This window comes from Planococcus sp. NCCP-2050, from assembly GCF_023708025.1.
Classification (GTDB): domain Bacteria; phylum Bacillota; class Bacilli; order Bacillales_A; family Planococcaceae; genus Planococcus.
The window spans coordinates 392,268-411,701 of sequence record NZ_BRCX01000001.1 but is presented as its reverse complement, the minus strand read 5'-3'; the positions used below and the strand labels follow the sequence as shown (position 1 = coordinate 411,701).

The 19,434-nt window shown below is 44.5% G+C and carries 22 protein-coding genes; 21 read left to right on the top strand and 1 reads right to left on the bottom strand.

Going from position 1 to position 19,434, the window contains the following annotated elements:
* From aroA to NFU07_RS02095, 9 genes are all read left to right on the top strand, one after another.
* Positions 1-1,287 carry a 3-phosphoshikimate 1-carboxyvinyltransferase gene (gene aroA, locus NFU07_RS02135; RefSeq protein ID WP_251473965.1) on the top strand — a complete coding sequence of 429 codons (1,287 nt, stop codon included), beginning with the start codon at positions 1-3 and terminating at the stop codon, positions 1,285-1,287.
* 86 nt (positions 1,288-1,373) lie between these two features.
* The gene (locus tag NFU07_RS02130; protein WP_251473962.1) at positions 1,374-2,627 is read left to right on the top strand and encodes a tetratricopeptide repeat protein; all 1,254 of its coding nucleotides are present in this window, start codon (positions 1,374-1,376) and stop codon (positions 2,625-2,627) included.
* 14 nt (positions 2,628-2,641) lie between these two features.
* Positions 2,642-3,205 carry a ReoY family proteolytic degradation factor gene (locus NFU07_RS02125; RefSeq protein ID WP_251473960.1) on the top strand — a complete coding sequence of 188 codons (564 nt, stop codon included), beginning with the start codon at positions 2,642-2,644 and terminating at the stop codon, positions 3,203-3,205.
* Positions 3,202-3,663: a DUF2487 family protein gene (locus NFU07_RS02120; protein WP_251473958.1), complete on the top strand. Its 462-nt coding sequence runs from the start codon at positions 3,202-3,204 to the stop codon at positions 3,661-3,663. The genes NFU07_RS02125 and NFU07_RS02120 overlap by 4 nt, the downstream gene beginning before the upstream one ends.
* A 141-nt stretch (positions 3,664-3,804) precedes the next feature.
* Entirely contained in the window at positions 3,805-4,308 is a 504-nt protein-coding gene (locus tag NFU07_RS02115; RefSeq protein ID WP_235196440.1) for a QcrA and Rieske domain-containing protein, read from the top strand.
* A gap of 21 nt (positions 4,309-4,329) precedes the next feature.
* Positions 4,330-5,004 carry a menaquinol-cytochrome c reductase cytochrome b subunit gene (gene qcrB / locus NFU07_RS02110; protein WP_235196439.1) on the top strand — a complete coding sequence of 225 codons (675 nt, stop codon included), beginning with the start codon at positions 4,330-4,332 and terminating at the stop codon, positions 5,002-5,004.
* Between the two features lie 39 nt (positions 5,005-5,043).
* Positions 5,044-5,829, top strand: coding sequence for a menaquinol-cytochrome c reductase cytochrome b/c subunit (locus NFU07_RS02105; protein WP_251473956.1), 786 nt, complete (start codon positions 5,044-5,046; stop codon positions 5,827-5,829).
* Positions 5,830-5,885: 56 nt separating this feature from the next.
* Positions 5,886-6,497 carry a lipoprotein heptaprenylglyceryl N-acetyltransferase LhaT gene (gene lhaT, locus NFU07_RS02100; protein ID WP_397443693.1) on the top strand — a complete coding sequence of 204 codons (612 nt, stop codon included), beginning with the start codon at positions 5,886-5,888 and terminating at the stop codon, positions 6,495-6,497.
* A 52-nt stretch (positions 6,498-6,549) separates the two neighbouring features.
* Positions 6,550-7,224 carry a zinc metallopeptidase gene (locus NFU07_RS02095; protein WP_235196435.1) on the top strand — a complete coding sequence of 225 codons (675 nt, stop codon included), beginning with the start codon at positions 6,550-6,552 and terminating at the stop codon, positions 7,222-7,224.
* A gap of 41 nt (positions 7,225-7,265) precedes the next feature.
* Here NFU07_RS02095 and NFU07_RS02090 read toward each other — a convergent pair whose 3' ends face one another.
* The gene (locus NFU07_RS02090) at positions 7,266-8,132 is read right to left on the bottom strand and encodes a YitT family protein (protein WP_235196434.1); all 867 of its coding nucleotides are present in this window, start codon (positions 8,130-8,132) and stop codon (positions 7,266-7,268) included.
* Between the two features lie 111 nt (positions 8,133-8,243).
* Here NFU07_RS02090 and NFU07_RS02085 point away from each other — a divergent pair, with 111 nt between their 5' ends.
* The 12 genes from NFU07_RS02085 (at position 8,244) to NFU07_RS02030 (ending at position 19,404) form a co-directional block, all read left to right on the top strand.
* Entirely contained in the window at positions 8,244-8,579 is a 336-nt protein-coding gene (locus NFU07_RS02085) for a nucleotide pyrophosphohydrolase (RefSeq protein WP_251473954.1), read from the top strand.
* Positions 8,579-9,376, top strand: coding sequence for a 4-hydroxy-tetrahydrodipicolinate reductase (gene dapB, locus NFU07_RS02080; RefSeq protein WP_251473951.1), 798 nt, complete (start codon positions 8,579-8,581; stop codon positions 9,374-9,376). Before NFU07_RS02085 ends, dapB begins: the two co-directional genes overlap by 1 nt.
* A gap of 14 nt (positions 9,377-9,390) precedes the next feature.
* A complete protein-coding gene (gene mgsA / locus NFU07_RS02075) occupies positions 9,391-9,795 on the top strand; it encodes a methylglyoxal synthase (protein WP_251473948.1) in 405 nt (134 codons plus the stop codon).
* A 21-nt stretch (positions 9,796-9,816) separates the two neighbouring features.
* The gene (gene bshA / locus NFU07_RS02070; RefSeq protein WP_251477039.1) at positions 9,817-10,950 is read left to right on the top strand and encodes an N-acetyl-alpha-D-glucosaminyl L-malate synthase BshA; all 1,134 of its coding nucleotides are present in this window, start codon (positions 9,817-9,819) and stop codon (positions 10,948-10,950) included.
* Positions 10,947-12,080 (top strand): CCA tRNA nucleotidyltransferase, encoded by a 1,134-nt coding sequence (locus tag NFU07_RS02065; RefSeq protein ID WP_251473945.1) that lies wholly within the window; start codon positions 10,947-10,949, stop codon positions 12,078-12,080. The genes bshA and NFU07_RS02065 overlap by 4 nt, the downstream gene beginning before the upstream one ends.
* Entirely contained in the window at positions 12,058-13,041 is a 984-nt protein-coding gene (locus tag NFU07_RS02060; RefSeq protein ID WP_251473942.1) for a biotin--[acetyl-CoA-carboxylase] ligase, read from the top strand. The genes NFU07_RS02065 and NFU07_RS02060 overlap by 23 nt, the downstream gene beginning before the upstream one ends.
* Before the next feature lie 246 nt (positions 13,042-13,287).
* On the top strand, positions 13,288-14,124 hold the full coding sequence (gene panC, locus NFU07_RS02055; RefSeq protein WP_251473940.1) for a pantoate--beta-alanine ligase: 837 nt from the start codon (positions 13,288-13,290) through the stop codon (positions 14,122-14,124).
* A gap of 2 nt (positions 14,125-14,126) precedes the next feature.
* Positions 14,127-14,510, top strand: a complete 384-nt coding sequence (gene panD, locus NFU07_RS02050) for an aspartate 1-decarboxylase (protein ID WP_235196422.1) — start codon at positions 14,127-14,129, stop codon at positions 14,508-14,510.
* Between the two features lie 194 nt (positions 14,511-14,704).
* Positions 14,705-17,467, top strand: a complete 2,763-nt coding sequence (dinG, locus tag NFU07_RS02045; RefSeq protein ID WP_251473935.1) for an ATP-dependent DNA helicase DinG — start codon at positions 14,705-14,707, stop codon at positions 17,465-17,467.
* 75 nt (positions 17,468-17,542) lie between these two features.
* Complete coding sequence (locus NFU07_RS02040) at positions 17,543-17,713, top strand: YpmA family protein (protein ID WP_110925597.1); 171 nt, start codon at positions 17,543-17,545, stop codon at positions 17,711-17,713.
* Between the two features lie 8 nt (positions 17,714-17,721).
* The gene (locus tag NFU07_RS02035; RefSeq protein ID WP_235196420.1) at positions 17,722-18,198 is read left to right on the top strand and encodes a cell wall elongation regulator TseB-like domain-containing protein; all 477 of its coding nucleotides are present in this window, start codon (positions 17,722-17,724) and stop codon (positions 18,196-18,198) included.
* Positions 18,199-18,213: 15 nt separating this feature from the next.
* Positions 18,214-19,404, top strand: a complete 1,191-nt coding sequence (locus tag NFU07_RS02030; protein ID WP_285835922.1) for a pyridoxal phosphate-dependent aminotransferase — start codon at positions 18,214-18,216, stop codon at positions 19,402-19,404.
* Positions 19,405-19,434: the final 30 nt, after the last annotated feature.

The following is a 19,434-nucleotide window of genomic DNA, read 5'->3' as shown; positions in this document are numbered from 1 at the left end:
GTGGCATTGACTTTAACTTTTTCAAAACCATCATTAAAAGGTGAAATTCAAGTACCAGGCGACAAATCCATCTCCCATCGTGCCATCATGTTCGGTTCGATTGCAGAAGGTACGACGACAGTCGAAGGGTTTTTGCTCGGGGATGACTGTTTGAGCACCATCAGTTGCTTCCGGAAGATGGGGGTGGAAATTGAGCTGAACGGAAAGTCGGTCAGCATTAAAAGTGGAGGCGAGGCATCTTGGAAGGAACCTTCAGAAGTTTTAGATACGGGAAACTCTGGAACCACGACCCGCTTAATGCTGGGGCTGCTTGCCAGTTCTTCGTTCCATTCAGTCGTAGCAGGAGATGAATCGATTGCAAAACGGCCGATGAAGCGGATCATCAACCCGCTGCGTGAGATGGGGGCGGATATAAGAGGCCGCCAGGATGGCCAATTTACGCCTTTAGCCATCCAAGGCACCCAGTTAAAAGCGATCGAATACACCTTGCCTGTAGCAAGTGCCCAAGTCAAATCGGCTATATTGCTTGCAGCATTGAAAGCAGAAGGCAAGACGGTCGTCATAGAACCGATGCCGACGCGTGACCATACAGAAATTATGCTGGAGCATTTCGGAGCGAGCATCAACCGAACAGCAGACGGCCGCATCGAAATCGAAGGCGGGCAAAAGCTGACAGCCGCGCATGTTGAAGTGCCAGGTGATATTTCGTCAGCTGCATTTATGATCGGAGCAGCCTTAATCACGGATAAGAGTACAGTGAAATTGACAAATGTGGGAGTAAATCCGACACGTACAGGGATTCTCGATGTGATTGGACAGATGGGTGCCGACTTTGATGTCGAAGAACTTGAAACGGCAGGTGAACCAGCTGCAGACTTGACAATCCGCTCATCCCGCTTGAAAGGGATTGAAATCGGCGGTGATTTGATTCCCCGCTTGATCGACGAAATTCCGTTGATTGCTTTGATTGCAACCCAAGCTGAAGGACAGACGGTCATTAAAGATGCTGAAGAACTTCGGGTAAAAGAGACTGACCGCATTTCGGCGGTTGTCGCAGAATTGTCTAAAATGGGTGCAGATATTACCGCTACGGAAGATGGCATGATTATTAACGGTCCGAGCAAATTGCACGGTGCGTCCATGAAGTCATATGGAGATCACCGCCTTGGCATGATGGCTGCTGTCGCAGCATTGATTGCTGATGGAGAGGTGGCAATTGACGACCCGGATTGCATCGCTGTGTCGTTTCCAAATTTTGTCGAAGAGATGAATTCTTTGCTCCAATAACTCTCCTTAGGGGGAGTTTTTTATTATGATTCGAACAAACTTTCGTGTAGGATGGAAGTATGAAACTGAAAAGAATAGGTGATTGCATGGCAAGTATAAAGGATATTCAAAAAGCGGTGGAACTGGGAGATCCTGATTCCGTCAATAATTTACTGGAGGCTTATCTGCTCAGCGGAGATCCCGATGAACAATACGGATTGGCCGAATGGCTGGCGGAAATCGGCTACGTAGAAGAAGCGATAAAAGTGCTGGAGCATCTTCAGTACATTTTCCCTGAAGAAGGGCAGCTTAAGATTGACCGCGCCAATCTCTTGATCGAAATCGACAGGGAAGATGAAGCGCTGAATAGTTTGATGGAAGTTTCAAAAGAAGATGAATTGTATCCACAAGCGCTTGTTACGCTTGCCGATCTATTCCAATTGCAAGGGTTGCTGGAAGCTGCAGAAAGCCGGCTGAACGAAGCAATCGACTTGCTGCCGGATGAGCCTTTGCTTATGCAGGCGAAAGCGGAATTATTGCTGGATTCAGGAAGGTACCTTGAATCAGCTAAAATTTATCAGGATTTAAAAGATCAGGAAGTTGTGATAGAAGGCATCGATCTGTCTGAAAGGCTGGCTGAAGTTTACAGCGCTGGAGCTGCATACGAAGAAGCGCTGCCCCATTACCAGGCAGCTTTAAAACAGCAAGTACAGCCGGATGTATTGTACCGTGCAGCTTTCGCTGCGTTTCAGACGAAACAATACGAACTGGCCGTGCGCCAGCTGAATGAACTGCTTGAAATTGATCCGGATTATTTCTCTGCCTATCTGCTTCGGGCGCAGAGCTATAATTTGGCCGAAGATTATGAAGCGGCTTATAAGGCGAGTCTAGAAGGGATAGCCCGGGATGAGTTTGGCAAAGAACTTTATTTATTCGCCGGAAAATTAGCCATGAAGCTTGGGCATACAGAAGATGGTGTGAAGTATTTGCGTGAAGCCATTGCGTTAGACCCGGAATACATGGAAGCCATTTATACGCTGATTTCATACTTCCTTGCGGAAGAATTGGATGAGGATGTATTGGAGCTGGCGGAAAATGTCATTGCCAACGAAGATGATTGGGCCGGACTTTATCCTATGCTCGCTGAATCTTATGAACGGACTGAACAATTCAATCAAGCAACGGTATATTATGAAAAAGCCTATCCTGCTTTTCAAGATGATCCGAACTTCCTTGAAAAATTCGCACGCTTTTTAATTGAAGAAGGGAAAAGGGAGCGAGCTCTCGAAATCATTAAAGAGCTGCAGGTTTTAGAACCTGAAAACCCTGAATGGTTTGACTGGCAGCAGTCATTCGAATGAAAGGAGGTTGGCCAATGACCGCTTATATCTCTGTTGGGGAGAAAAAGCAATTCGTCAAATGGTTTTTGCAATCCTACAAGATGAAGAGAAGGGAATGCATCTGGATTCTTAACTATATGCTAAGCAATGAAGAGCTTCTGGAAAAAACACATTTTGTGGAAGAAGCGCATTATTGTCCACGTGCTATGGTGATGTCTTCTACAGAATCCGAAGAAATTCCTTTCCGTTTTTATAAAGGCAATCTCATGACGGCTGATGCTGAGAAATCTTTTCATGATTTGCGGCTGAATCCCAATGAAGATCTGTATGTGCAATTGAACTTTCCGAACCGTCCGCCTTCGCCTCTCTATATATCGGTGCTTGAAGAAAATCCGTATATGCCGAAGAATGCGTCGATTACGGATCAGGACCGCCTAATTGCAGAAAAAGTTCTTGAAGAAAGCATGTCTACATTCCAGGAGGAGAAAATCCTCCAGCAAATTGATGAAGCATTGGATTCGAATGACCGGGAACGTTTTTTTGAATTGTCTGCTTTGCTTCATTCTGTCAAGACTTTAAAGAAAATGGAGAGTGAATGAGCTTTATGCATTTTACAGGTAAAGATATGGATCAATACGTACAGCAAAAAGAGTATGTCGATACTGCTGTTGTGCCTTTGGTTCAGTTGGACCTTAGCCCAGGCGGATTAAAGCCTAGCGCTAGCGCCTCCGACTATTTGCAATCATTGACCAATCTATTAGAAAAACAATTTAAAGGACGTGTGCTGCTTTTTCCGCCGCTTTCCTACAGCAAAACTTCAGACCGATCCCGGCTTGCTGCGGAGATTTCCGCTGAAATAAACCACACAGAATTTAAACATGTATTTTATGTCACAACTGACCCGGAATGGCGAGCCATTGAAACTGCGCCAAATGTCATCTGGCTTCCAGCCATTCCGACGGAAAACATGGATCAATCTTTCAAGCTATCGGTCATGGAAGACCAACTGCGCCAGGTATTGCCTGTTTTCTTAAAAGAATGGTCGAAGCCTTCATGAAATGTTCACAAACTGTCATATTCGCTTCATTGCGATATTGACCTTAACATTTGATTGATATATCATTAGGTTGTCCTAGTAATTATATTTGAAATGAGTATGTCCATTGGACTGACCTTGAATGTTAGAGGGGGGATAAGGATGAGTAATAATCGTGTATCACGACGTCAATTTTTGGGCTATACGTTAACAGGTGTTGGCGGATTTATGGCGGCAGGTATGCTAATGCCAATGGTTCGTTTTGCAGTTGACCCAATTCTCCAACAGCACGATGCTGGAGATTTCATATTGACTGACACAGCAGTAGCTGATTTATCAGAAGAACCTGTACGCGTTGACTTCGCTTATGAACAAGTAGATGCATGGTATACATCTGAAGTAACTAGTTCAGCGTGGGTGTACAAAGAGGGAGATAAAATCGTTGCCCTTTCACCAGTCTGCAAACACTTAGGATGCACAGTAAACTGGGCAGCCGACCCGGAACACCCGACCCAATTCTTCTGCCCATGCCACGCAGGGCGCTATGAGAAAAATGGTCAAAACGTCGCTGGAACACCGCCACTTGGGCCGCTCGATGAATTCGAAGTTGAAGACAGAGATGGTTTTGTGGCTCTAGGGGCAGTAAAAGCGAACACAATAGTTTAATAGTTAGGGGGTACGACACCAGTGCTAAACAAGTTATATGATTGGGTTGATGAGCGATTGGATATAACGCCTATCTGGCGCGATATCGCTGACCATGAAGTACCGGAACATGTTAACCCCGCACACCACTTCTCAGCATTCGTTTACTGTTTCGGAGGACTTACGTTCTTCATCACAGTAATTCAGATTCTATCTGGTATGTTCTTGACAATGTATTACGTACCTGATATTGAAAATGCTTGGCAGTCGGTTTATTATCTTCAAAACGAAGTCGCTTTTGGAGAAATTGTGCGTGGGATGCACCACTGGGGAGCTTCTCTTGTAGTTGTAATGATTTTCCTACATACACTACGAGTATTCTTTACGGGTTCTTACAAAAAACCGCGTGAATTGAACTGGATCGTCGGCGTAATGCTATTTGCCGTTATCCTTGGTTTAAGTTTCACTGGTTACTTGCTTCCATGGGATATGAAAGCATTGTTCGCAACAAAAGTTGGTATTGAAATTGCCGCTTCTGTACCGGTTATCGGTGAGTCAATCAAAATTTTGCTTGCTGGGGATTCAACAATCCTTGGTGCTCAAACATTGACACGATTCTTCGCGATCCATGTATTCTTCTTGCCAGCTGCTTTGCTTGGGTTGCTTGCAGCGCATTTTATCATGATCAGAAGACAAGGTATTTCTGGCCCGCTATAAGACTAGCGGCCACAAGGATTTATTTAAGGAGGGGACACTATGCATCGCGGAAAAGGGATGAAATTCGTTGGGGACTCCCGTGTTAAAGGCTTACAGCATCGTATGCCGAACGTTCCCAAAGATTACTCCGAATATCCTGGCAAAACAGAAGCTTTCTGGCCAAACTTCCTTTTGAAAGAATGGATGATTGGTGCTGTCTTCTTAATTGGTTATTTGCTATTGACTGTCGCACACCCGTCACCTCTTGAAGGCCAAGCGGATCCGACAGATACAGGCTATATTCCATTGCCAGACTGGTATTTCTTATTCTTATACCAATTATTAAAGTATGAATTTGCATCTGGTCCATTCAACATCGTCGGTGCCATCATTATGCCAGGTCTTGCATTTGGTGCGTTGGCTCTTGCGCCGTTCTTGGATCCAGGTCCAGAAAGACGCCCTTCAAAACGTCCGCTTCCAACAGGATTTATGCTTCTTGCAGTGGCTTCAATCGTTTTCCTTACTTGGGAATCTGTTGCGAACCATGACTGGGAAGCTGCTGAAGCACAAGGACAAATCGTGGAAGAAGTGGAAATCGATACAGCCGACCCGGGGTATGAAATTTACTCAGGCGCCGCTTGCATCAGTTGCCATGGCGATAATTTAGAAGGTGCAGTTGGACCGGCTCTTACTGCTACTGGCCTTTCAGCTGAAGAAATTGCTGAAATCGCTGTAAACGGTATTGAAGAAGATGGAGAACAAAAAATGCCGCCGTCTTGGGATGGTTCAGAAGAAGACCTTAAAGTCATGACTGAATTCATCGCTGGACTTGGCGGAGAAGAATAATAGCGAAAAAGAGCCGGGAAACCGGCTCTTTTTTTCTATCTGAAGGGGTGAGCCAGTTGATATCGTTTATGCAAAAAATTTCTGCATGGCTGATGTTCCGGCCATTTTTGTTCTTAGTATTTCTGATTAACTTAGGCGGGACTGTCTATGGCTTCATTTGGTATAAATGGCAATTGGACATCACCGAGCCCAAATTCCTTATTTTCGTGCCAGACAGTCCAACCGCGAGTATGTTCTTTACCATTGTCTTAGGGCTTTGGCTCATTGGCAAAAGGAATGGCTTGATCGAGGCTTTAGCGGTAGTCACATTGATTAAATATGGTTTGTGGGCAGTTGTGATGAATCTGCTTACACTGGTTGAAACCGGTTCGATCGGCTGGATGGGATGGATGCTGATCGGTTCGCATTTTGCTATGGCACTTCAAGCTGTATTGTATATTGACCATTATCGCTTCGGCTGGATTTCTGCTTCGCTCGCTGCCATTTGGACATTGCATAACGATGTTATAGATTATGTCTTTGGCCAGATGCCCATTTATCGCAGTTTAGATGCCTATAGTGCCCAGATTGGCTACTTCACTTTCTGGCTTTCGATTGCATGCATCGCCTTTGCATTTTTCGTTGTGAACCTCAATAAACCTCGCGCCGTATCAGTTGACCATAGCTGACCAATCCTTGTAAAATAAGGAGAGAGGAATAAAAGAGAGGTGTGATAATTAGATGGGTTTTATCGTCTATTTTATAATTTTGCTGATTATTCCAATGTGGGCACAGTTTAAATTAAAACGGACCTACGGTAAATATTCAAAAATACGGTCAACTTCCGGGATTACTGGGGCACAAGTTGCACGAACTATATTAGACCGCAACGGATTAACGGATGTACAAGTAATTGAAAGCCGCGGAATGTTAAGTGACCATTATAATCCACTCACAAAAGTTGTTGCGTTAAGCAGCCATAACTATCACGACGCTTCTGTAGCGGGTACAGCAGTTGCTGCGCACGAAGTGGGTCACGCGATCCAAGATGCTGAAGATTATTCATTCTTGAGATTGCGCCATCGTTTAGTTCCGATTGTAAATATTTCGTCGAATATGTCATGGGTCTTCATCATGATCGGTTTGTTTACTTATTGGAGCGGGGGTTTGCTGATCGGAATCATCTTGTTGGCAGCTGGGGTATTATTCCAATTGATTACGTTGCCGGTAGAATTCAACGCATCTAGCCGGGCGATGGACCAGCTATTGGAGCATAATATCATCCGCAACGACGAGGAACGCCATGCGAAGAAAGTATTGAGTGCCGCTGCCATGACCTATGTCGCAGCCACTGCAGTAGCTGTATTGGAACTTGCACGGTTATTGCTTATTTACACAAATATGAACAGATCTTAATAGAAAAAGCCGGCCCGAGAATGGGCCGGCTTTTTCTATGTTCAGCCAATTGGCTGTTTTTGTTCGTCCAGCGTGAATCCTTCACCCATGACGTCATGGACTTCCGTCAAGGAAACAAATGCATGGGGGTCGACGCTGTTGATAATATTCTTAAGCCGGACAATTTCGTTTTTAGCTACAACACAATAGAGCACTTCCCGCTCTTCTTTTGTGAAGTGGCCATAGCCGCGGAGAATGGTGATGCCTCGATCCATTTCATTCGCAATGCGCATGGCGATTTCTTCTTGGGAATTTGAAATGATCATGGCCCCACGTCCGGAATAAGCGCCTTCCTGTACAAAGTCGATGACGCGTGCCCCGACAAAAACGGCGACTAAGGTATACATCATCGTCCGGTTATCGAGGAACGTCAAGCGTGAAAGGACGATAACACAGGCATCGAATAGAAACATCGTTTTTCCCATGCTCCAGCCGCTGTATTTCTGCACCAAACGGGCAATGATATCCACTCCGCCCGTAGTCCCGCCGTAGCGGAAAATGATGCCAAGGCCGACACCGACAAACACTCCGGCAAATAAAGTAGCCAAGAACAGATCATTATGCAAATCGATTTGGATTTCGTAGACCAAAAAGATTTTTAAGAACACCGAAACCGCAACCGTGCCGATGATCGTATAAAGGAAAACCTTCCTTCCAAGAAGTTTCCAACCGATGAAGAATAAAGGGATGTTTAATAATAAGTTCATCAACGCAGGGTCCCAATTAAAAAGGAAAAATAAAATCAAGGTAATTCCGGCAAATCCTCCTTCACCCAATTCATTCTGGATATTGAAATGGACAAAACCGAAACTATAAATAGCTGCACCAAGCAAAATGAAGAATATATTCTTCAACTGTAAACCTTTCATGACACCGAACCAACTCCTTTTGGAAAAACTCAACTTCTGTATTATCGTTTATTATTCTGATTTTGACAACAACTCTAGTTTTCTTTACGATGAGATGAGGAGTGTGATGATATGAGCGGAGATAAATCAATGAGACAATTGCAGCAAGATGTGGATAATTATATTGGACAATTCAAAGAAGGGTATTTCACCCCGATGGAAATGATGGCACGGATGACAGAAGAGCTTGGAGAGTTGTCACGCGAAGTCATGCATCAATTCGGCCCGAAGAAAAAGAAATCCTCCGAACAAAAGAATTCCATTGAAGAAGAAATGGGCGATGTTCTATTTGTCCTGATCTGCATGGCGAATTCAATGGATATCGATTTGGCAAAAGCCCATGACGGTGTCATGGAGAAATTCAATACGCGGGATAAAGACCGTTGGACGAGAAAGGAAGGAAATTAATGGCAATTCGAGTAGCGATAGCAGGTGCCCGAGGGAAAATGGGCCAGGAAGCTGTACATACGGTCATGAAAAATGAAAATATGGAATTGGTAGCCGCTTTGGATTACAAAGAAATCGGCGAAAGTTTGGCGGATACGTCTTTATTTCCGGATACTTATCAAGTTCCCGTTTATGTGGATTTGGAAAAATTGCATGCCGAAACAAAACCGGATGTACTAGTGGATTTGACTTCTCCCGAATCCGTCTATGAACATACGAAAACGGCGCTGCAGCTAAATATTCGCCCAGTGGTCGGGACTACGGGTTTCTCGGATGAGGAATTGGACGAACTTACCCAATTGGCAAAAGAGGAGAAAATTGGCTGCATTATTGCGCCAAACTTTGCAGTAGGTGCTGTTCTGATGATGAAATTTGCGGAACAGGCAGCTAAATATCTGCCGGACATCGAAATTATCGAAATGCATCATGACCAAAAATTAGATGCCCCTTCAGGTACTGCGATGAAGACAGCGCATTTGATTTCCGATCAGCGCCCGGTTCATGGACAGGGCCATCCGAAAGAAAAAGAGACTTTAAGAGGCGCTAGAGGTGCTGATTATGACGGCATGCGAATCCACAGCGTCCGATTGCCAGGATTGGTTGCCCATCAACAAGTATTGCTTGGAGGAGAAGGGCAATTGCTGACAATAAGACACGATTCTTTTAATCGCGGCTCGTTTATGTCCGGCGTTGTTCTTTCAATAGAAACAGTGATGGAAAAAGAAGAATTGATCTACGGTTTGGAACATATCATTTAAAAGGGGAAGATTTAATGAAAATCGCTTTAATTGCTCATGACCGGAAAAAAGACGATTTAATTCAATTTGTTACAGCCTACAAACCGATTTTAACCGAACATACATTATATGCAACGGGCACTACAGGTAAGCGCATTATAGACGGAACAGGACTGGATGTCATCCGTTTCCAATCCGGCCCTCTAGGCGGCGACCAGCAGATTGGAGCCATGATCGCAAAAGATGATATGGACATGGTGATTTTTTTCAGAGATCCGTTGACAGCACAGCCGCATGAACCGGATGTAACCGCATTGATCCGTTTGTGTGATGTTTATAATGTTCCCCTTGCAACCAATATGGGCACGGCTGAAGTTTTGCTGCAAGGCTTAAAAGAGGGATTTGTGGATTGGCGCCTGATACAAGGGCGCAGAAACTAGGGGGAGATACAGGTGCGAAAAATGAAAATTGGGATTACCTGCTACCCAACTGTAGGGGGTTCTGGAGTAGTTGCGACAGAACTGGGGAAAATGCTTGCAGAAAAAGGGCATGAAATCCACTTTATCACCTCTAGTACCCCATTCCGTTTGAACGGAATGGATGCGAATATTTATAGCCATCAAGTAGATGTCAATAGTTATTCGGTATTTCAGTATGCCCCTTATGACATCGCTTTGGCTACGAAAATTGCAGAAGTGATCAAAAATGAAAATTTGGATTTGATGCATGTGCATTATGCGATTCCGCATGCGGTATGTGCGATTCTCGGCCGGGATATGGCCGGATCGGATATCGGCATCGTGACCACTTTGCATGGGACGGATATTACAGTGCTTGGAACGGATTCTTCATTAAAAGAAGCAATCCGCTATGGCATTGAGAAATCCGACGTTGTGACAGCTGTATCGGATTCGTTAAAAAATCAAACCTATGAAATGATTAATCCCGATAAAGAGATTCAAACCGTTTACAATTTTGTCGACGAAAGGGAATACAGCCCGAAAGATTCAAGTGGGCTAAAAGCGGACTTGGGACTAAGCGAAGAAGCGAAAATTCTAATCCATGTATCTAATTTCCGGAAAGTAAAACGGGTTATGGATGTTGTTGAAACTTTTTCTAAAGTAAGCCGGGAGATGGACACGCGATTATTGCTGGTTGGAGATGGACCGGAGATGGGCCGGATTGTCCAGCAGGTAAGAGAGTTAAACCTTGAAAAACAGGTCCTGTTTTTAGGGAAGCGGGACAACCTCTCGGAACTTTATAGTTTAAGCGATGCCAAATTATTATTATCTGAGAAAGAAGCGTTTGGCCTCGTGTTATTGGAAGCGATGGCTTGCGGGGTTCCTTGTGTGGGATCTTCTATCGGCGGGATTCCTGAAATCATCAACCACGGAGAAAATGGCTTTTTGGTGGAGTTGGGTGATACGGACCAGGCTGCAGAATTCATCATAAGTATGCTGAAAAACGAAGAGATGCACAGAAAGATGAAGTTGGCGGCTTACGCTACCGTCAAAGAACGTTTCCATTCGGAACAGATACTGCAGCAATATGAAAAAATCTATGAGCATTTATTAGATAGAAGGAAGTTGCAATGAAAACAGCCATTAAAGTGATTGAACAGCTTGAGAAAGCAGGGTTTGAAGCATATATGGTAGGCGGTGCGGTACGGGATTATTTGCTTGAAAAGACGCCGCATGATATTGATGTGGCAACCAATGCTTCACCGGAGCAAGTGAAATCCCTATTCGAAAAAACGGTTGATACCGGCATTGAACATGGAACCGTTCTTGTTTTAAAAGATGGAAACGGGATTGAAGTGACGACATACCGGACGGAAGGAACCTATTCCGATAACCGGCGGCCCGACTCTGTGGAATTTGTCCAATCGTTGGAAGAGGATTTGAAAAGGCGCGATTTCACCATTAATGCCATGGCTATGGATAAAAAAATGGACATCACAGATCCTTTTGGCGGAGCACATGATTTAGAAAAAGGGTTGATCCGGGCCGTTGGGAATCCGGATGAACGATTTCAAGAAGATGCGCTTCGTATGCTGCGGGCCATCCGGTTCTCCAGCCAATTGGATTTTCAAATCGACCCGGCTACCTTAACTTCCATTGGGCATCAGGCACATTTAATCGAATCGATTGCGATTGAACGCATCAAGAGTGAAATCGATAAGATTATGCTCCATGAGAAAGCTTGGCGAAGTTTCGATTATTTAACGGATACTGGGTTAGCGCAGCATCTGCCTTCAGGTTATTTGTTCAAGGCCGATTGGACGAAGTTTCGTCCAGTTGATGCGGCTGTTGCCGGCTGGTCATTTATGCTATTTGAGCACATGAAAAACATAGAAGAAATTTTACCGTATCGTTTTTCCAACGAAGAAAAACAGACGATCAAAAGGGCATTAGAAGCCGCTCGCCTTCCGGAATGGAATGAGTGGGTTTTTTACAGTTATACAGCTCCGCAGTTAACGATTGCCGCTTCACTGCAAGGTCGTAAAGAGGACATTGCTCAGGAGAAATCCAAGTTGCCGATCCGAAATAAGGCGGATATGGCGGTAAATGGTTCTGATTTAATGAAGTGGAACAGCCAAAAGCAAGGTCCCTGGATAAAACAATGGCTCGCACAAATCGAGCGGATGATTGTCTTTGGGGAGTTGGCCAACGATAAAGAACTCATAAAGGATTGGTTCATGCATGAATATCACAATCACCAATAAATTAGCAGAGCGATTAATAGAAGCCCAAGGCGAACCGATTTCGGGACAGCAGCTCGCCGATGAATTCGGTGTCTCACGGACAGCAATTTGGAAGCATATTAAAGAGCTAGTGGAGCAAGGATATGGCATCGAGTCCATTAAGAAAAAAGGCTATTATTTAACTTCCGCCCCGGACACGCTCGATGCAACGGCGATTGGTGCAGGACTTAATACAAAGAAGCTCGGACAAGTTATCCACTACGTGGAATCTTGTCCATCCACTCAGATCATAGCGCATCAACTCGCTCAAGAAGGTACCCTTGGTGGAACCATCGTGTTGACGGAAGAGCAGACAGCCGGAAGAGGAAGATTGGCGCGGAAATGGGATTCTGCCGCTAAAAAAGGGATTTGGATGAGTGTCGTCCTGCGTCCGGATGTCGTGCCGCAAAAAGCGCCTCAATTTACATTAGTCGCAGCCGTTGCAGTCGTTCGGGCGATTGAAGAGGTGACCGGCTTAAAACCGGAAATTAAATGGCCCAATGATATTCTGATAAAAGGCAAAAAAAGTACGGGAATCTTGACGGAATTGCAATCGGATGCTGACGGCATACAAGCATTGATCATCGGCATCGGGCTGAACGTCAATCAGTCGCTCCAGGATTTTCCGGAAGAATTGCAGGACATTGCCACATCACTAAGTATTGAAAGCGGAATGCCGGTAAATCGGCAAGAATTGGTACGGTCGCTTCTTCATCACCTTGAAATTTATACGGATCTGTACATCGAAACCGGATTTGGTGTGCTGAAAGTGTTATGGGAAAGCTATTCATCGACCATCGGCAAAACGGTGCGTGCAAGAATGGCAAAAGAGACTTTGACTGGCATCGCAGAAGGCATCACAGAAGATGGCGTGCTCCAGCTCCGCACGGCTGATGGCAAATTGCATGGGATCTATTCTGCGGATATCGAAATGACAAACTGAAGTGTTTTGTTTTTTTAACATTTCTGCTATAGTATTTTTAGTTGGATGAACGGGCAGTATCGCTTGCGAACTGCACCTGAAATCTAGGGCTATTTTGCAAGAAAATACAATTTGATAATCAACATCTGCCTTGATCTACTATATGACAGGGACGGAGGAAACCACACTCGAATTTACTGTCCTTCTGTCTTTTTTTTGATGGAAGGGCTTTTTATATGGTTTTCTTCCCGAGAGGAGAGAAAAGTTTTGCGTACAATCAATACCGTCACAGAATTGAAAAAATGGGTCCGCGATCAAAAAAACGATGGGCGATCTATTGGCCTTGTTCCCACAATGGGCTTTTTGCACGAAGGGCATTTATCGCTCGTCGAAAAAGCGAAAGCTGAAAATGATTTGGTCGTCATGAGCATCTTCGTCAATCCGGCTCAGTTTGGACCGAATGAAGATTTCGACCGTTACCCAAGAGATTTGGAGCGTGATCAGCAGCTGGCTGCTTCAGCAGGAACAGATATCATTTTTGCGCCATCGGTCGAAGAAATGTATCCAAAAGAATCATCGATTTCATTTTCTGCAGGAAAATTGGCTGATACGATGTGCGGGGCCTCCCGTCCTGGCCATTTCGACGGCGTTTTAAAAGTGGTCACGAAATTATTTCATTTAACTGAAGCGGACCGGGCATATTTCGGCCAAAAAGATGCACAGCAACTGGCCATTATTGAATCACTCGTTTCAGACTATAATTTCCCGGTTGAAATTCGCCGGGGCGAAACAGTACGGGAAGAGGATGGCCTAGCCAAAAGCTCGCGAAATGTTTATTTGAGTGAAACAGAGCGCAATGAAGCGCCTCATCTGAATAAAGCGCTGCAAGCTGGAAAACAAGCGGCTTTAGCAGGCGAAGACCCGAAAGCGGCAGTATCAGCCTATTTTCAACAGCATACATCCGGCAAAATTGATTATATTGAATTCTTATCATATCCGGCTTTAACTTCAGCCATTGAAGGGGAGGCCATTTTGGCCCTGGCTGTCCAATTTAAAAAAGCTCGTTTGATCGACAATATTATTTTTAATCCAAAGGGGAACTGAACATGTTACGTATGATGTTAAATTCGAAAATCCACCGCGCGACAGTTACGCAAGCAGACTTGAATTATGTGGGAAGCATCACGATCGACCAGGATCTGCTGGATGAAGTCGGCATGCTGCCAAATGAAAAAGTGCATGTCGTCAACAATAACAATGGCGCACGCTTTGAAACGTATATCATTGCCGGCGAACGCGGCAGCGGAGTAATCTGTGTGAACGGTGCAGCAGCCCGCCTCGTGCAAAAAGGCGATATCGTGATCATTTTGACATACGGCTATGTCATGGATGAAAATGCGAGAAGCCATAAACCGACAGTAGCCATCATGGATGAGAACAATAAAATCCGGGAGATCATCAATTATGAACCTGAAGCTACAGTGATGTAAACATCTAAGGTTCAAAAAGGCTGATCCAAAGCCAAGGGGGAAAAGCATTGCTTTTCTTCTTTGGCTTTTTCTGATTTTTTTGTTCACGTACCTGTAAAGAGAATGTCGGTTGAATTAGCCAGTCCGTAAGACGGAATGCGCCTGGATATGTTACAATTTTTGAAGAGAGAATCACCCGAGAAAGAGGGCTTGTGATGAACACGCAAAAATATGTCGTTGTCGATATTGAAACTACAGGCCATTCCCCTGCTAAAGGTGACCGGATTATTCAAATAGCGATGGTAACGATTGAAAACGATAAAATTATTGATACATATACTGAATTTATCAATCCGGAAAGAAAAATTCCGTTGTTTATTCAGGATTTGACGAATATTACGGACGCTGATGTGTCAGGTGCACTTCCATTCGAAGCCCATGCTGACACCATTTTCGATAAAATGCGCGATGCGATTTTCATTGCCCATAATACGAATTTTGATCTGCCATTCCTGCAGTCGGAATTCAAGCGCAGCGGATTGCCGGCTTGGCAAGGATTGACGATGGATACAGTCGAACTTGCCCGTTTGATGTATCCGACATCATTCAGCTATAAATTGCAGGATATCACTTCGGAGCTTGGCATCCCTCTCCAAAGTGCCCACCGCGCAGATGATGACGCCATGGCAACAGCGCTTTTGTATTTACAGGCGAAAAAAGATATGCACCGGCTGCCTTATGAAACCTTAGCGCTTTTGCACAGACGCTCGTTTCAATTAAAATCTGATTTGTCCCGGCTCTTTTTCGAAATGACCCAGCAAAAACGAAATGGGCAAAGTGAAGCTTTTGAAAACTTCAAAGGCGTCCCCTTAAAAGTCCGTACGAATTATTCACCGACTTCAGAAAAAGCCTATTCTGCGGTATTTGACTGGGAAGAGCGCCTGGAAACGGCCTTTCCGCATTTTGAACGGAGACAAAGCCAGTTCGATATGATGGCTTCCATCCAATCGGCTCTTCAAAATAAAGAAGAATTGGTCATTGAAGCTTCCACGGGCATGGGAAAAACGATCGGTTATTTATTGCCGGCTGTGAATCATTCCATTCAGACTGGAAAACAAGTTCTTATCAGTACGTACACGACGCATCTGCAAGACCAGCTGGTCCAAAAAGAAGGCGGGATTGTTGAACAGCTGGTCGGCGGGCCGGTGCGCATTTCACTTATCAAAGGCTTGAGCCATTACATCGATCTGGGCCGTTTTACGGAATTGCTGCAGGGAGAAGATGAATCTTACGATGAAACGTTCACCATCATGCAAGTATTGGTGTGGTTGACTTCGACGGAAACCGGTGACTTGAATGAGTTGAATACTTCGAGCGGTGGACAGTTCGTCTTGGATAAAATCCGGCGCTCGCATTTGCGCAAATTGTCTCGAGAAGAAAAAGCGATTGATTTTTATGAATACGCACTGGAACGTTCTAAAAACGCTCATGTCATCGTGACAAATCATGCATTTTTGTTAAACCAGCGAATGACCAACCAAAGCATTTTGGAGAACGTCGATGCCTATATTTGGGATGAAGCGCATCAGGTGGTGCAAGCAGCTGTTTCCCAATACGAAAAGACCTTTGTCTATACACAGTGGAAATATATATTCGGCCAATTGGGAACGTACGATGATCAGCAATTATTCTACGAACTTTATCAAGCGGCAGAAACGAGTGGATTTTCCAATGTCCCTGAAATGCTGCATCTAGAAGCGCTATTCAATAAATTCACGGCCATTTTTGATGAGTTGGCCTTATCGCTGACTGCTGCTTTCCAAAAACGGTTCCAAGGGAGCCGCCATAAGAAATGTGCTTCGCTGTTGGCGGAACTTCCTTATGAGAAAGATCGTTTTATGGATATGCTTCGCTTTTTGAATGAATGGATCGATTTATCGCAATTGATTCTTCAAAAAGCTGAGCGCTTGACAGAAACGACCATTCAAGATCGCTTGACGATTACAGACTGGCGTTATTGGACAGAAGAGTTGATGGTCAAAGCAGTCGAGTTCAGTGAAATCTTTGTGTTCCCGCTGGAAGATGAAGTCAGTTGGATTGAAGGAGATTTGAGAAGCCTTCCAACGAGTCTGTCCTTATACAAACAGCCGTTTGAAGTGACTTCGATTGTTCAGCGCATCGTTGCCCCGATACGGGGTGAAAAAGCGGTAATTTGGTTATCCGGCACCATGAGCGTGCCATCAAACGAACGCTTTATCGTCAATCAGCTCGGCATTCCTTATGAAGTGCCGATAACGAAATTTGAACCGCCGAAAGAGTTTTACCAAGGAGCCCGGGTTTTTGTCGTCGAAGACATGCCAGACATCCAGCAAGTTTCACAAGTCGAATACATTGAATCAGTAGCTGATGCGGTCATTCAGACCGTGCTTGTCACCGAAGGCCGTTGTTTTGTTTTATTCACTTCGCAAGACATGCTGCGAAAAACGGTGGACTTGATCCAAGACACCGGGCTTCTCGATGAATACATGCTGTTTGCCCAAGGAATTTCTTCCGGCAGCCGTATGAGACTGTTGAAATCATTCCAGCGCTTCCAGAAATCTGTACTATTTGGAACGAATAGCTTTTGGGAAGGCGTGGATGTGCCGGGGGATGCGCTCCGTGCTGTTGTCGTTGTTCGCCTTCCGTTCACATCTCCGGATGAACCGATCTTCAAAGCGAAATCCGAAATGATTTCCAGGGAAGGCATCAATCCTTTCATGCATTACGCATTGCCGGAAGCAGTATTGCGTCTGCGCCAAGGATTTGGACGTTTGATCCGTTCAAAAAACGACCAAGGAATGTTCATTGTCCTTGATCGGCGAATTGAAACGAAGTCGTATGGAAAAGAATTTTTAAATGCATTGCCGAAAGTGAAAGTCTCGAAAGTGTCTTTAGAAAAGATGGTAACCGATATTGAACATTGGTATAATAAGCAATGAAATAAAGAACGGCATATAGAGCCAAAGCTTTATCAGCTAAACACAGCAGACAAAATGAAAGGAAGGTCGCTTTGCATGGAATCGAAAATAGAAGTGCTCTCCACTGTAAATGTGAAATACCAGCCAGATTTGTATAAAGTGGTTGATGCTTTAAATCGAACGTTAAAACACAACGATCTGATGTTTGGACTTGCATTGGATAAGGAAGATCCGGAACAAGCGATCTTTACAATTTATAAGACTTAGGTGATCAAATGAAGCAATGGGTTACTTTTATACTTGGATTTTTATCTTTTTTGGCTGTCGCTTTAATGATCATTGTCATTGTAGCTGGCAATAAGCCGTATTCCGATGTGGAACAGCGAGCGATTGAACGGGTCAAAGATGAAAATTTGCTGGCAGAAGTGAAACAGGCTTATGTGTATGCCAATAAGCAAACTTCTGTAACCGTAATTGGAACTGATGCCAAAGGAAAACTAAATGCCATTTTTGTACCAACTGGCGAAGGGGAATTGAAAATTGCTTCGCTTGACGATGCAGTGACGGCAAAACAGGCCCGAAAAGCAGTGGCTGAAGAAGCGGATGTCGAAGAATTCCTGCATACGCGGCTCGGCATGGAAAAAGACGGTGCCGTTTGGGAAGTCGCTTATAAAGATAAAGAAGACCAGTTGAATTATATTTATATTATGGCGAGTGATGGAAAACAGTGGAAGAAGATTTTGAATTTGTGAAAGGGTTGAACAACTTTGATTAACTTAGCAAATCGTGTACAGACTTTAACGCCTTCAACTACTCTAGCGATCACAGCAAAAGCGAATGAGCTGAAAGCCAAAGGCGTTGATGTGATTGGATTAGGAGCAGGAGAACCGGATTACAACACTCCTGAAAATATCTTATTGGCTGCTTATGAGTCGATGAAGGAAGGGAAAACGAAATATACGCCTTCTGGCGGACTTCCGGCATTGAAAAAAGCGATCATCGATAAACTTCAGCGCGATCAGCAATTAAGCTATCAGCCAAACGAAATCATGGTCGGCATCGGTGCAAAACACGTGCTTTATACGCTGTTTCAAGTATTGCTCAATGAAGGCGATGAAGTCATCATTCCGATTCCTTATTGGGTCAGCTATCCTGAACAGGTGAAATTGGCTCAAGGTGTTCCTGTATACATAGAAGCTACAGCCAGCCAGGAATATAAAATTACTGCCCAGCAGCTGCGCGAAGCGATTACAGACCGGACAAAAGCGATTATCTTGAATACGCCAAGCAACCCGACGGGCATGATTTACACAAAAGAGGAATTGGCGCAACTAGCGGAAGTTTGCCGTGAATTCGATATTTTAATCGTTTCGGATGAAATTTATGAAAAGCTGATTTACGGAGAAGCGAGCCATACATCCGTTGCCGAATTGTCAGATGATGCGAAAAAACGGACAATCGTCATTAATGGCGTTTCGAAATCCCATTCAATGACAGGATGGCGCATTGGCTATGCAGCAGGAGATGCGGCAATCATCAAAGCGATGACAGACCTTGCAAGCCACTCGACATCAAATCCGACAACGACTTCCCAATACGCTGCAATTGAAGCATATAACGGGACGCAAGAACCTGTAGAAGAAATGAGAAAAGCGTTTGAGAGCCGTTTGGAAACGATTTTCCCGAAAGTCGCAGCCATTCCAGGATTTAAAGTGCTTCGTCCGCAAGGCGCTTTCTACCTCTTGCCGGATGTTTCGGAAGCAGCGCAAAAAACTGGCTATAGTTCGGTAGATGATTTTGCAACTGCATTGTTGACTGAAGCGAATGTAGCCGTAATTCCAGGTTCTGGATTCGGTTCGCATTCAACAATCCGCCTGTCCTATGCGACGTCGCTTGAAGCACTTGAAAAAGCGGTTGGACGCATTCACGAATTTGTCCAATCAAAATGGAACGATTAAACGACAACTATTGACTTAAATTTTTGGAGG